This window comes from Mycobacterium sp. NGS29 (assembly GCF_059812965.1).
Genome location: NZ_JCALDR010000001.1, coordinates 216567 through 229782, shown reverse-complemented (window position 1 = coordinate 229782; position 13216 = coordinate 216567). Strand labels below are relative to the sequence as shown.

Annotated in this window: 14 protein-coding genes and 1 tRNA gene; 4 read left to right on the top strand and 11 right to left on the bottom strand. The window is 65.9% G+C overall.

What is annotated here, in order from left to right; all coding sequences use genetic code 11:
- Positions 1-103: 103 nt before the first annotated feature.
- From AC5Y5Z_RS01125 to AC5Y5Z_RS01095, 7 genes are all read right to left on the bottom strand, one after another.
- Positions 104-1228 carry an epoxide hydrolase family protein gene (locus AC5Y5Z_RS01125; protein ID WP_499922946.1) on the bottom strand — a complete coding sequence of 375 codons (1125 nt, stop codon included), beginning with the start codon at positions 1226-1228 and terminating at the stop codon, positions 104-106.
- A 1-nt stretch (position 1229) separates the two neighbouring features.
- Entirely contained in the window at positions 1230-1412 is a 183-nt protein-coding gene (locus AC5Y5Z_RS01120; RefSeq protein ID WP_463824550.1) for a hypothetical protein, read from the bottom strand.
- 78 nt (positions 1413-1490) lie between these two features.
- Positions 1491-2153 carry a nitroreductase family protein gene (locus AC5Y5Z_RS01115; protein WP_499922938.1) on the bottom strand — a complete coding sequence of 221 codons (663 nt, stop codon included), beginning with the start codon at positions 2151-2153 and terminating at the stop codon, positions 1491-1493.
- A 58-nt stretch (positions 2154-2211) separates the two neighbouring features.
- Positions 2212-2376: a hypothetical protein gene (locus tag AC5Y5Z_RS01110; protein ID WP_499922936.1), complete on the bottom strand. Its 165-nt coding sequence runs from the start codon at positions 2374-2376 to the stop codon at positions 2212-2214.
- A 155-nt stretch (positions 2377-2531) separates the two neighbouring features.
- The gene (locus AC5Y5Z_RS01105) at positions 2532-3701 is read right to left on the bottom strand and encodes a zinc-dependent alcohol dehydrogenase (RefSeq protein ID WP_499922934.1); all 1170 of its coding nucleotides are present in this window, start codon (positions 3699-3701) and stop codon (positions 2532-2534) included.
- Between the two features lie 13 nt (positions 3702-3714).
- A complete protein-coding gene (locus AC5Y5Z_RS01100; RefSeq protein WP_499922931.1) occupies positions 3715-4212 on the bottom strand; it encodes a hypothetical protein in 498 nt (165 codons plus the stop codon).
- Between the two features lie 109 nt (positions 4213-4321).
- Positions 4322-5065, bottom strand: coding sequence for a VWA domain-containing protein (locus AC5Y5Z_RS01095; RefSeq protein WP_499922930.1), 744 nt, complete (start codon positions 5063-5065; stop codon positions 4322-4324).
- A gap of 90 nt (positions 5066-5155) precedes the next feature.
- Between AC5Y5Z_RS01095 and AC5Y5Z_RS01090 the strand changes: the two genes are divergently transcribed.
- On the top strand, positions 5156-5938 hold the full coding sequence (locus tag AC5Y5Z_RS01090; protein WP_499922928.1) for an NUDIX hydrolase: 783 nt from the start codon (positions 5156-5158) through the stop codon (positions 5936-5938).
- A 9-nt stretch (positions 5939-5947) separates the two neighbouring features.
- Here the strand turns inward: AC5Y5Z_RS01090 and AC5Y5Z_RS01085 are convergent.
- The 4 genes from AC5Y5Z_RS01085 to AC5Y5Z_RS01070 form a co-directional block, all read right to left on the bottom strand.
- Positions 5948-6019 (bottom strand) — tRNA-Val (locus AC5Y5Z_RS01085).
- A gap of 125 nt (positions 6020-6144) precedes the next feature.
- Complete coding sequence (locus AC5Y5Z_RS01080; RefSeq protein ID WP_463824557.1) at positions 6145-6606, bottom strand: peroxiredoxin; 462 nt, start codon at positions 6604-6606, stop codon at positions 6145-6147.
- Positions 6606-7028: a DUF3052 domain-containing protein gene (locus AC5Y5Z_RS01075; protein ID WP_463824558.1), complete on the bottom strand. Its 423-nt coding sequence runs from the start codon at positions 7026-7028 to the stop codon at positions 6606-6608. Before AC5Y5Z_RS01075 ends, AC5Y5Z_RS01080 begins: the two co-directional genes overlap by 1 nt.
- Before the next feature lie 183 nt (positions 7029-7211).
- Positions 7212-7802: an Rv2240c family protein gene (locus tag AC5Y5Z_RS01070; protein ID WP_463824559.1), complete on the bottom strand. Its 591-nt coding sequence runs from the start codon at positions 7800-7802 to the stop codon at positions 7212-7214.
- 149 nt (positions 7803-7951) lie between these two features.
- Between AC5Y5Z_RS01070 and aceE the strand changes: the two genes are divergently transcribed.
- From aceE to AC5Y5Z_RS01055, 3 genes are all read left to right on the top strand, one after another.
- Complete coding sequence (gene aceE, locus AC5Y5Z_RS01065; RefSeq protein ID WP_499922927.1) at positions 7952-10741, top strand: pyruvate dehydrogenase (acetyl-transferring), homodimeric type; 2790 nt, start codon at positions 7952-7954, stop codon at positions 10739-10741.
- A 64-nt stretch (positions 10742-10805) separates the two neighbouring features.
- Positions 10806-12119 carry a PucR family transcriptional regulator gene (locus AC5Y5Z_RS01060; RefSeq protein ID WP_499922925.1) on the top strand — a complete coding sequence of 438 codons (1314 nt, stop codon included), beginning with the start codon at positions 10806-10808 and terminating at the stop codon, positions 12117-12119.
- 140 nt (positions 12120-12259) lie between these two features.
- Positions 12260-13168 (top strand): ACP S-malonyltransferase, encoded by a 909-nt coding sequence (locus tag AC5Y5Z_RS01055; RefSeq protein WP_463824562.1) that lies wholly within the window; start codon positions 12260-12262, stop codon positions 13166-13168.
- Positions 13169-13216: the final 48 nt, after the last annotated feature.

The following is a 13216-nucleotide window of genomic DNA, read 5'->3' as shown; positions in this document are numbered from 1 at the left end:
GGCCAGCCCGCTCGCCCCGTCCGCCCGTTCACCCGCCGACTGTGCGATCCACGACGCCGGACCGGCGTGTCGCGTCGTCAAATGCACAGTGGGCGCGGCCAGTTCAGCGCACGGTCGCGAAGAACTTCCGCACGTCCTCGACGAACAGCTCCGGCTGCTCGAAGGCGGCGAAGTGCCCGCCGCGCGGCATGGTGGTCCAGTGCGTGATGTTGAAGTTCGGCTCACACCAGGAGCGCGGCGCGCGCAGCACCTCTTTCGGGAACGCCGCTACGCCCGTAGGTATTTCGACCCGGGTGTGGTCTCCCCACACCTTGAAGCTCTCCCAGTACAGGCGCGCTGAGGACGCACCGGTGCCGGTCACCCAGTACATCATCACGTTGTCCAGCAACTCGTCTCGAGTCAGCACGTTCTCGGGATGCCCGTCGCAGTCCGTCCACGCCCAGAACTTCTCCACGATCCAGGCCAGTTGGCCCACCGGCGAGTCGACCAGCCCGTAGCCCAGCGTCTGCGGTCGGGTGGACTGCTGCTTGGAATAGCCGGTGCCCGACTTGCGGTGCTCGGCGAGTGCGGCCATCGCCGCCTGCTCCTCCGCGGTGGGGTTGGTCAGCGATTCTTTGGTCGGGGTGCCCAGCGGCATATTGAGGTGAATCGCCGCGCAGTTCCCGCCGTTGCGGCCGATCTGGGTGGTGACGGCCGCACCCCAGTCGCCGCCCTGGGCGCCGTAACGCGCATAGCCCAGCCGCAGCATGAGTTCGTCCCACACCTGGGCGATCTTCGGCACGCCCCACCCGGTGCGGCCCGGTTTGCCGGAGAAGCCGTACCCGGGCAGCGACGGGCACACCACGTGGAAGGCGTCCTGGGCGCGGCCACCGTGGGCGGTGGGGTCGGTCAGCGGCTCGATCACCTTGTGGAATTCCACAATCGAGCCCGGCCATCCGTGGGTGATCAGCAGCGGGAAGGCATCCTCGTGCGGCGACCGCTGGTGGATGAAATGGATGTCCAGGCCGTCGAATTGGTCGATGAACTGATCGAAGCGATTCAGCGCCGCCTCGCGGGCGCGCCAGTCGTAGTCGCCGGCCCAGTACGCGGCCAGGTCGCGGGTGTAACGCAACGGGATGCCCTGGCTCCAGTCGTCCACGCATTCGGACTCGGGCCAGCGGGTGCGGGCCAACCGTGCCTGCAGATCGTCGAGAACGTCGTCGGGAACATCGATGCGGAACGGCTTCACGCTATTTCTGCGCGTCCTTGATCAGGGTGCTGATCTGCTCGAGCAGTTCGCGCATGTCGGCACGCATGGCGTCGACCGCCGCGTACAGGTCGGCTTTGGTCGCAGGCTGCTGATCGGACGACAGTGGCCGCACCGGCGGTCCGGACGTCTGCCTGTTGCTCTGAGAGCCAGATGAGTCGCTCACGCCCACGAGCGTGCCATACCGGGGCAAACACGTCCAAGGGGTTGTCCCACCCCCACACCGGTGCGGTGCCGGGACGGGTCAGGGCGCCTGCCGGAACGCCCGGTTTCCGTACCGGTCCAGCGAGACGAACTCGCCGACCGGTCGACGCGACGTGGGGCCGTACTTGCCTTTGGGCCAGCCCATCGGAATCACCGCGACCGGCGTGACGTTCCAGGGCAAACCCAGAGCACGCTTAGCCGCGAACGTGCTCCACAGCGGCATGGTGATCAACGCCGCGCCCAACTCGGCCGCCCGCGCCGCCAACAGCAGGTTCTGCACTGCGGGATAAATGGAACCGTAGGCACTGCTGGCTGCGATCGTCGGATACGGCGCGATGACGCCTTTGAGGCAGGCCACCACCACAACGGGGATCTCCTCGAAGTGATCGGCCTGCCACCGGACAGCCTTTTCGATGCGCAGCATCTTCTCGTCCATCCGCTTTTCCAAGGCGCGCTTGTAGATTGGGCCGAACACGTTCATGGCTCGGCGGTTCAGCCGGGCGAGTTTCGCGACGGCCTCGCGGTCCTTGAGGACGATGAACTCCCAATTCTGCGCGTTCGAACCGGTGGGCGCCTTCATCGCCAGTTCGAGCAGATGCAAGACGAGCGAATCGTCGACGGGGTCGCTCTTGAGCCGACGGATGGCGCGCTGCGTGCGCATCGCCTCTTCGAGCGGCATGTTCAGGGGTTCGTGCTGACTCATGCCGTTGATTCCAGCACGGCACGGCGCCGGACGAAATCCGCGCGGATCGCGCGGGTTCTCAACCGCCCATGTTCTGGACGGCGGTATCGAGGTCTGCTGCCAGCTCTGCCAGTTCGCGGTCGGCGAAGTCGACGCCGCCGGCCCGCTCCTGGAGTTCCGCGCGCGTCACGATCCGCAGGGCCCCGCGATAGTTCGGTGACTCGAGTTCGGCCGGAGTCTTCACTTCGATGCGGCCCTCAAGCAAAATCAGTGCAGCGTCTGCGTCTTGGTGGGCCAGCAATTGCCGGACGTCGTCAGCGTCGATCGTCTTGGGAGCAGCTATGCCCGCTCCGCGGCAGTCTAAGCACCAACCCACCGAATCGAACGGGACGCGACCGGTCAGGGCCGCAACGCCACCCGGATGCAGCCGTCGGTCTTGTTCTTGAACAGGTCGTAGGCGAGCACGCCCTTCTCCAGGGGCAAGTCATGCGTGATCAACTTGGCGGGATCCAGGTCGCCCTGCTGGACGTAGTCGAACAACCGCTTGACGTAGCGCTGCCCGTGTTGCTGGGACGTCTTCAAGGTCAGGCCTTTGTTGGTCAGCACGCCCATCGGGAACTTATCGGTCAGCCCGTAGACCCCGAGCACCGAGACCACGCCGCCCTTTCGGCACGCCAAGATCGCTTGGCGCAGCGCACTGGCGCGATCAGTTTCCAGCCTCAGCAACTGTTTTGCCCTGTCGTAGAGTTGCTGCAACCCGGTGCCGTGACCTTCCATGCCGACCGCGTCGATGCACGCATCCGGACCTCGGCCGCCGGTCATTTCCCGGATCGTTTCGTGCACGCTGTCGACCGCGGTGTAGTCGATCGTCTCCAACTCGAAACCGTTGCGCGCCAGCGCTAACCGCTCCGGGAATCGGTCAATGACGATGGCACGCTCAGCGCCGAGCAGCAGTGCGCTGCGGGCCGCCATCAAGCCGACTCCCCCGGCTCCCCAGACAGCAACCGTGTCGCCACCGGAGATATCGCAGAAGTCGGCGCCCATGAAGCCGGTGGGCACCGCGTCGGACAAGAACAGCGCCTGCTCGTCGGTGATGTCGTCGGGAATGGCAAAGCAGTTCGCGTCGCCGAACGGCACCCGAACGTATTGGGCGTGTGAGCCCGCATAGCCGCCGAATGGGTGGGTGTAACCGTAGATCCCGCCCGAGGGATAGCCGAGCAGCGGCTGTTGCAGTTCGGCGTTGGGATTGGTGGTATCGCAGCAGGCGTACAACTCGTGGTCGCAGTACCAGCAGTTGTCGCATGCGATGAACGACGGAACCACAACGCGCGCACCAACTTTGGTGTCGCGTACCTCCTTACCTGTCTCGACCACCACTCCCATGAATTCGTGGCCGAAGACGTCGCCTTCGCGCATGCCTGGCAGGTAGCCGTCGATGAAGTGCAGATCCGAACCGCAGGTGGTGGTCAACCGGACTTCGACGATCACGTCGTGCGGATTGAGGATTTTCGGGTCGTCGACGGTCTCCACCGACAGGTCGTTGACGCCGTTCCAGCACAGTGCGCGCATGTCAGTCTCTCCTCTACCGCGCGGAGTTCCGCGCGCTCGGGTTGGAGCGCAGCGTGGGGACCTCGCCGGTCTGCAGCAGCGCACGCGTCCGGTAGAGGATCTTGTAGATCGCACCACCAGTCAGCAATGCCGGCACCGGCGACTTGACGCGGAGAGTGACCTCGGTACCCAGGTCGCGCGGCGCGGCCTGATAGCTGACCACGATCTCGTTGCCGTCGCTGGTACCGACGTACCTGATGCGACCGGACTCGACGGTCAGCGTGGACTCCCAGCCGGCATCAGGCCCCTGCTGTAAGCGCCACCGGTAGCGGTCGTCGTCGGTGTGCTCGATGTCGGCGATCTCGCCGAGCACGACCGACAACTGGTCGGGGTCGGTCCAGAACTGTTGGACGCGCTGCACGGGAACCGCGACGGTGACCGTCTGCGCCGTGGCTGGGCCAGACTGCGCGTCGGCCACCTTGCGCACCACATTCTTCACCGGTTCCAGCACCTGTCTGACTGCTGAATTCACATCGGGCTCCTCCCGTTGAGGCGTGCGATACCCGCCCAGGCACCTGCGAAACGGAATAGCCGATGTCAGCTTCGGCGAAGGCGCCGGCTCTCGCCACCTTCGCGTGGCGTCACTGACGGGCGCCCTGTTCTTCGCCTTCCTTGATGCCGCCCCAGAAGTTGTCGGCGTCGGCGCGCCGAACGTCGCGCGACTTACCCCGCCAATCGCGTACGGACCGCGTCAGCCCGCGGTGGGTGGCCAGCACGCTCGTCCGCGAGGCGGTGTAGTTCGAAGTGCTCCCAGCGGTCAAACCGATCTCCGAACCGGTGGCGTAACTGTCCTGATTCGCACCCATGAAAACGAAGGTCCATCCCGACTTCCGCAGGCGCGCAATACGATCGAAGATCGCTGGCGCCGTCCACCGCCGGCTGGCGTTTTCCAGGCCATCGGTCATGATGACGACCAACTGATCCGCCGGGTCAGCGCCGGAGCGCTCGGTATATTCCTCGGCGCGGTCCAGCATCTCTGCGATCGCGTCGTACAGGGGCGTCATCCCGCGCGGAAGGAACCGACCGGCGATCGAACCGACCCGATCCAGCGGCTTGGCGTCGACGAGCACATCGTGGACGTCCGCACCGTCGAACTGGACCAGCGTCAGGGTTGCCTGTCCCTTCTCCCTGCGCTGTTCGGCGATGAACCCGTCGAAACCCTCTACCACGGCTTCGGCGATCACCTTCATCGATCCGGACCGGTCCAGCAAGAACCAGATGTCTGCGCGAGAGCTCTCCGGGGTGGATCGCCGACCGAGCAACGCCTCTAACTTCGCGATCCGTGCCAAGAGTTGCGCCACGTCACGTTCCGCTTGATCCGCCATGGCAGTCCCCCCTTATCAACCTCAGTAATTGTCAGTGAGACCATAACAGGTAATTGTCTTTTCGACAAATATCCGCCTACGATGTCTCTCGTGACGAGCCCGAGAAAGCGCTCCGCGGCAGGCTACGACTCGTCGCGTTATCCGAACTTCGCCGTCACCGTCGACATCGTGATTCTGACCTTGCGGGATGGCCGCCTGCAGGTGCTGCTGGTGCAGCGCGGCGGCGAACCGTATGCCGGCACATGGGCGTTGCCTGGTGGATTCAAACGGCCCGACGAGACACTCGACGATGCGGCCCGACGCGAACTGCGTGAAGAGACCGGGGTGACCGCACCCAAGCACTTGGCGCAATTCGGTGCGTACGGCGACCCGGGACGCGACCCGCGCACCAACGTCGTCACGGTGGCATATCTGGCGGTGACGCCCGATCCCGGCATCCTGCAGGCCGGCACCGATGCCGTAGCGGCCCGGTTATGGCCGGTCACTGACGCGGTTCAGCACCTCGAGCTGGCGTTCGACCACCGCCGAATCCTGTCCGACGCCGTAGACCGAGCGGCTGAACAGCTCGAACAGACAAACCTCGCGACGGCTTTTGTCGGAGAAACTTTCGCGCTGTCGGAGCTTCAGAGTGTCTACGAGGAGCTCTGGCAGGCCGAAATCGACCCGGCCAACTTCCGGCGCAGCCTCACCACGCCGACACCGGGGGCCGGCCGGGCCGCCACATCGGACAGCTACATCGAGCCGACGGGGCAGCGAGCCAAATCCAGCCCGCGCGGTGGCCGACCACCTGAGCTGTACCGCGCCGGCGGCGCGTGGCAGACCCAGCCACCGGTGCGGCGTCCGCGCAAGCTGAAAGAGCCCCCTGGTAACTAACGCGGTAAGTGGGCGCGGACGGTATCGAACCGCCGACCGCTGGTGTGTAAAACCAGAGCTCTACCACTGAGCTACGCGCCCTTATGCCCCGGCGCAGGCTACACGCCGAACCGCTGACGACCCAAAACGGCACCGGCGATACCGATTTTCACGAGCAGTCATGCCCCGGCCCAGGTGCAGCGGGGCCACCGTGACAAACCACCCACTCACCCCCGCAAGGCCGCCAGCGCCGAACTCCACACAGCACGATCACGAGCCTCCCCCGGCTGCTTCATCTCGGCGAACCGCACCATCCCGGAGCGGTCCACTACGAACGTGCCTCGGTTGGAGATGCCGGCCGCGTCGTTGAACACCCCGTAAGCCTGGCTGACCGCACCGTGCGGCCAGAAGTCCGACAGCACCGGAAAGGTGAACCCGCTCTGCACCGCCCAGATCTTGTGCGTGGGCGGCGGTCCCACCGAGATGGCCAGCACGGCGGTGTCGTCGTTCTCGAATTCCGGCAGGTTGTCGCGGACCGCGTCCAACTCGCCCTGGCAGATCCCGGTGAACGCCAGCGGAAAGAACACCAGCAGCACGTTCTTGCGCCCGCGATAGCTGCTCAGGGCGACGGGCTGCTGATTCTGGTCGCGCAGCGTGAAGTCGGGGGCAGTGGCTCCGACGTCCAGCATCAACGCTTCCCGGCCCGCGACTTCGGTTGCACCAGTCGGGAAGCGCTCCAATTACCCAGGTTCACCGACGACGTCGGCATCAGGCCGGCGGTGGGCGCCGCCTCGGCGATGTCGGCGGGCAGCACGTGACCAGAGCGGCCGGTCTTGGGCGTCAACACCCAGATCACCCCGTCTTCGGCGAGCGGGCTGATCGCGTCCATCAGGATGTCCACCAGGTCACCGTCACCGTCGCGGTACCAGAGCAACACGACGTCGACGACCTCGTCGGTGTCCTCATCGAGCAACTCGCTGCCGCACGCATCCTCGACGTCAGCGCGGATTTCGTCGTCGGTGTCTTCGTCCCAGCCCCACTCCTGGACGACCTGGTCTCGTTGGATGCCCAGTTTGCGAGCGTAGCTCGGGGCGTGATCCGCCGCGACCACCGTGAACCTCCTTCAACCGACCTCACGACAAGCGATGGACGCTATCGTCGCACAGCCATCGCCGAGTTGATACGGCTAGCCCACGCACAGTTTCTGCGCCGTGGCCGTGACGTTGTTGAACGGTCGACGTATTCGATGAACTCGGCCGTTGCAGCGTAGGTAGCGATCGGACAGACCCGCGCGCTAAATGAAACCCCGGCAGGAGTCCACCGCTCGGGATTTCGCCTTGTTGAACGCCTCCACCCGCCTGTTGAACTCCGAGGGCCCGGCATGGGTCGAGATGGCGTTTGCCACCGCCCGGGCCGCGTCGGCGTAGGCGTTGAACGCGTCACGCTGCTCCGGGGAGAGCGCAGTGTTGAGGCTGCCCGTGACCGCGTTGGCGCCGCTGTTGAGCGCGTCGATGGCCGGTCCTTCGGTGGGACCTGTGTTCTTTCCCGCGTTCAACGCGGCGACGTAGGCGTTGACCTTGTCGATCGTGTCGGACACCGCATTTGCCAGCGCCCCGCACGAGCCGCGGATCATGCTGGTCGTCACAGATTGCTGGCGCTGGGACTCCCGGGAGCTGGACGTCACTGACGACGCCGACACCGACGCCGACACCGAGGACCGGTAAGCCGGGGCCACATTGGTATCAGCAGCGCCGTTGCCGTCGGCGACCTTCGTACAGCCGACGATCCCGATCGCGACCAGGGCGGTACAGCCCACTGCAAGAGCGCCTCGCCTGGGGAACTCCCCCACGTGGCCGCGACGGGCGGCACGCCTTCCCATTTGCACGGAACGTGACGTTACCGGGTCACAAACCGAACTGCCCATACCTACCGACTTAGCTGTGCCGTCCGGTGGGTATCCGCCAGAGACGGAAGTGCGGCACGATAGAGGGGCGATCGATAAGTAGCGACCCTGCCACCTACAGGAGTAGTGCGTTGACCACCGAGTTCGCCCGCAACGATCTGGCCAAAACCTCAAGCAGCACAAGCGAACCCGATCGCGTTCGGGTGATCCGCGAAGGGGTGGCGTCCTATCTGCCCGACATCGATCCCGAGGAAACGTCGGAGTGGCTGGAGTCTTTCGACGAATTGCTGGTGCGTTCGGGACCGGCACGGGCGCGTTATCTGATGCTGCGAATGTTGGAACGGGCCGGCGAGCAGCGGGTCTCCATCCCGGCGCTCACCTCAACCGACTACGTCAACACGATCCCGACCGAGCTGGAGCCGTGGTTTCCCGGCGACGAGGACGTCGAACGGCGCTACCGGGCCTGGATCAGATGGAACGCGGCGATCATGGTGCACCGCGCGCAACGGCCGGGGGTTGGCGTCGGCGGTCACATTTCCACGTATGCGTCCTCGGCCGCGCTCTACGAGGTCGGTTTCAACCATTTCTTCCGCGGCAAGTCGCACCTCGGTGGCGGCGACCAGGTGTTCATCCAGGGACACGCCTCCCCCGGCATCTACGCCCGCGCCTACCTCGAGGGCCGGCTCAGCGAAGACCGGCTCGACGGCTTCCGCCAGGAACACAGCCACGCCGGCGGCGGGCTGCCGTCCTATCCGCACCCACGGCTGATGAGCGACTTCTGGGAGTTTCCGACGGTGTCGATGGGACTCGGGCCGCTCAATGCCATCTACCAGGCCCGGTTCAACCACTACCTGCACGACCGCGGCATCAAGGACACCTCCGATCAGCACGTCTGGTGCTTCCTGGGCGACGGGGAGATGGACGAGCCGGAAAGCCGCGGCCTGGCCCACGTAGGTGCGCTGGAGGGCCTGGACAACCTCACGTTCGTCATCAACTGCAACCTGCAGCGCCTCGACGGTCCGGTGCGCGGCAACGGCAAGATCATCCAGGAGCTGGAATCGTTCTTCCGCGGCGCCGGCTGGAATGTGATCAAGGTGGTGTGGGGCCGCGAGTGGGATGCCCTGCTGCACGCCGACCGCGACGGTGCGCTGGTGAATCTGATGAACAGCACCCCGGACGGCGATTATCAGACGTACAAGGCCAACGACGGCGCCTATGTGCGCGACCACTTCTTCGGCCGCGACCCGCGCACCAAGGCGCTGGTCGAGAATATGAGCGACTCGGAGATCTGGAACCTCAAGCGCGGCGGGCACGACTACCGCAAGGTCTATGCCGCCTACCACGCCGCTCTGACCCATAAGGGCCAGCCCACGGTGATCCTGGCCAAGACCATCAAGGGTTATTCGCTGGGCGCCCACTTCCAGGGCCGCAACGCCACCCACCAGATGAAAAAACTCGCGCTGGAAGACCTCAAGCGGTTCCGCGACTCGATGCGCATCCCGATCAGTGACGACAAACTCGAAGAGGACCCGTACCTGCCGCCGTACTACCACCCGGGTCCGGACGCCCCGGAGATCCGCTATCTGCTGGACCGTCGCCGCACCCTCGGCGGCTTCGTGCCCGAGCGCCGCACCAAGGCCAAGGTGCTGACGCTGCCGGGTCGCGACACCTATAAGGCGCTGAAGAAGGGGTCGGGCAAACAAGAAGTCGCCACCACCATGGCGCTGGTGCGGACGTTCAAAGAACTGTTGCGCGACAAGGAAATCGGGAAGCGTATCGTCCCGATCATTCCGGACGAGGCGCGCACCTTCGGGATGGACTCGTGGTTCCCGTCGCTGAAGATCTACAACCGCAACGGCCAGCTGTACACCGCCGTCGACGCCGAATTGATGCTGGCCTATAAGGAAAGCGAAGTCGGCCAGATCCTGCACGAGGGCATCAACGAAGCCGGCTCGGTGGGCTCGTTCACCGCGGCCGGAACGTCGTACGCCACGCACAACGAGCCGATGATCCCGGTCTACATCTTCTATTCGATGTTCGGGTTCCAGCGCACCGGCGACGGTCTGTGGGCGGCGGCCGACCAGATGGCTCGCGGGTTTGCCTTGGGCGCCACCGCCGGACGCACCACGCTGGTGGGCGAGGGCCTGCAACACGCCGACGGCCATTCGTTGCTGCTGGCCGCCACCAACCCGGCGGTGGTGTCCTACGACCCGGCGTTCGCCTACGAGATCGCCTACATCGTCGAGAGCGGTCTGGAGCGGATGTTCGGCAAGAACCCGGAGAACGTGTACTTCTACATCACGCTCTACAACGAGCCCTACGTCCAGCCGCCAGAACCGGAGAATTTCGACCCCGACGGCCTGCTGCGGGGCATCTACCGTTACCGCGCCGCCAAGGAAGAACTCGGCAGCAGTGCGCAGATCCTGGTGTCCGGGGTGGCGATGCCGGACGCGCTGAAGGCGGCCGAGATGCTCGCCGAGGAGTGGGACGTGGCCGCCGACGTGTGGTCGGTGACCAGCTGGGGCGAGCTGAACCGCGACGGCGTCGCCGTGGAGAAACACCGGCTACGTAATCCGGACCAGCCGCCGGGCGAGGCCTATGTGACCAAGGTGCTGGCCGACTGCCGCGGCCCGGTGATCGCGGTGTCGGACTGGATGCGCGCGGTCCCCGAACAGATCCGGCCCTGGGTGCCGGGCACGTACGTCACCTTGGGCACGGACGGGTTCGGGTTCTCCGACACCCGGCCTGCGGCGCGCCGCTACTACAACACCGACGCCGAATCGCAGGTGGTCGCGGTGCTCGAAGCGCTGGCCCGCGACGGCGAGATCGACCAGTCGGTGGCGGTGAAGGCCGCCAAGCAGTACAAGATCGACGACGTCCTGGCCGCTCCGGAGCAGACCTCCGATCCCGGCGTGGCCTGAGCCCGCCGGAACGTCGCGCCGCCCTTTGGGGGAACCTTCCAGAAAAGCGGCGTAGCTTTTAGGGATGGACGACAAACAGTCCGCCCCGCGGGAGCGCCCGAAGTCACCACTGGAGATGTTGGACGCCGTGCCGGACTCGCTGCTGCGGCGGTTGAAGCAGTATTCGGGAAGGCTGTCCACCGAGGCCGTCTCGGCCATGCACGAGCGGCTGCCGTTCTTCGCCGACCTGGAAGCCTCGCAGCGCGCCAGCGTCGCGCTGGTGGTGCAGACGGCGGTGGTCAACTTCGTCGAGTGGATGCAGGACCCGCACAGCAACGTCAGCTACACCGCACAGGCCTTCGAGCTGGTCCCGCAGGACCTGACCAGGCGCATCGCGCTGCGCCACACCGTGGACATGGTGCGGGTCACCATGGAGTTCTTCGAAGAAGTGGTGCCGCTGCTGGCCCGCTCCGAAGAGCAGCTGACCGCGCTGACCGTGGGCATCCTGAAGTACAGCCGCGATCTGGCCTTCACCGCCGCCACCGCCTACGCCGACGCCGCCGAGGCGCGTGGCGCCTGGGACAGCCGGATGGAGGCCAGCGTCGTCGACGCCATTGTGCGCGGGGACACCGGCCCCGAACTGCTGTCCAGAGCCGCCGCGCTGAACTGGGACACCACCGCACCGGCCACGGTGGTGGTGGGCACTCCGGGATCCGGCCGCGACGGGGTCGACGGCGACAGCGAGCGGGCCAGCCAGGACGTCCGCGACATCGCCGCCCGACACGGCCGGGCGGCCCTCACCGACGTGCACGGCACCTGGCTGGTGGCCATCGTCTCCGGTCAGTTGACCCCCACCGACAAGTTCTTGAAGGAACTTCTGGAGGCGTTCTCCGACGGCCCGGTGGTGATCGGCCCGACCGCACCGATGCTGACCGCGGCCTATCACAGCGCCAGCGAGGCCATCTCCGGGATGAACGCCGTCGCCGGCTGGCGTGGTGCGCCGCGCCCCGTTCTGGCCCGTGAGCTGCTGCCTGAGCGGGCCTTGATGGGGGACGCATCGTCGATCGTGGCCCTGCACACCGATGTCATGCGCCCGCTGGCCGACGCCGGACCCACCCTCGTCGAAACCTTGGACGCTTTCTTAGATTCCGGCGGCGCGATTGAGGCCTGTGCCAGGAAGTTGTTCGTTCATCCAAACACGGTGCGGTACCGATTGAAGCGGATCACCGACTTCACCGGCCGCGATCCCACCCAACCACGGGATGCGTACGTGCTGCGCGTGGCGGCGACGGTGGGCCAGCTGAACTATCCAACGCATCCCGCTGGCGCCACCGCTATTTCCATCCCGCCGCTTCCGTCCCCGGTCAGAGCGGGTATTGCCGCGCCTTCCAGCCGATAGTGATTTAGCCAACAGATCGCGGGTGTATCTCAAACATGTAGCTTACGGAGCTATTTTGTAGGAGGTATACAAAAACCTAAGACGAGGTTCATAATCTGTTACACCCCGTAAAAGCGTCTTCACAGTGTTCTCTTAGACACGTGATTGCATTGCTTGCGCCCGGACAGGGCTCCCAGAGCGAGGGAATGCTGTCGCCGTGGTTGGAACTACCCGGCGCCGCAGACCAGATCGCCGCCTGGTCGAAGGCCAGCGGCCTGGACCTGGCACGGCTGGGTACCACCGCGTCGACCGAGGAAATCACTGACACCGCGATCGCCCAACCGTTGATCGTGGCGGCCACGCTGCTCGCTCACCAGGAGCTGACCAGGCGCGGGCTGCTCGCCGGCCAGGACACCATCGTGGCGGGTCACTCCGTGGGAGAGATCGCCGCCTACGCCATCGCCGGCGTACTGGCCGCCGATGACGCCGTCATGCTGGCCGCCACCCGTGGCGCGGAGATGGCCAAGGCCTGTGCCGCCGAACCGACGGGGATGTCCGCGGTGCTCGGCGGCGACGAGACCGAGGTGCTCACCCGACTCGACCAACTCGACCTGGTCCCGGCCAATCGCAACGCCGCCGGTCAGATTGTCGCGGCCGGACGGTTGACCGCACTGGAGAAACTCGCCGAGGACCCGCCGGCCAAGGCCCGGGTGCGCGCGCTGGGTGTCGCCGGCGCCTTCCACACCGAGTTTATGGCTCCGGCCCTGGACGGGTACGCCGCAGCCGCAGCCGGCATCGCCACCGCCGAGCCCACCACCGTGCTGTTGTCCAACTACGACGGCAAGCCGGTCGCCGACGCCGCCGCGGCGATGTCGTCCCTGGTTTCTCAACTGACCCGGCCGGTGCGCTGGGATCTGTGCACCGCGACTCTCGGTCAGCACGGAGTCACGGCGATCGTGGAGTTCCCGCCCGCGGGCACTCTGACCGGGATCGCCAAACGCGAACTTCGGGGGGTTCCGACGCGAGCCGTCAAGTCACCCGCAGATCTGGACGAGCTGGCGAATCTCTAGCCGCCCGCTCCCGCCAGAAGAATCAACAGCACGTCAAATCGGTTTACA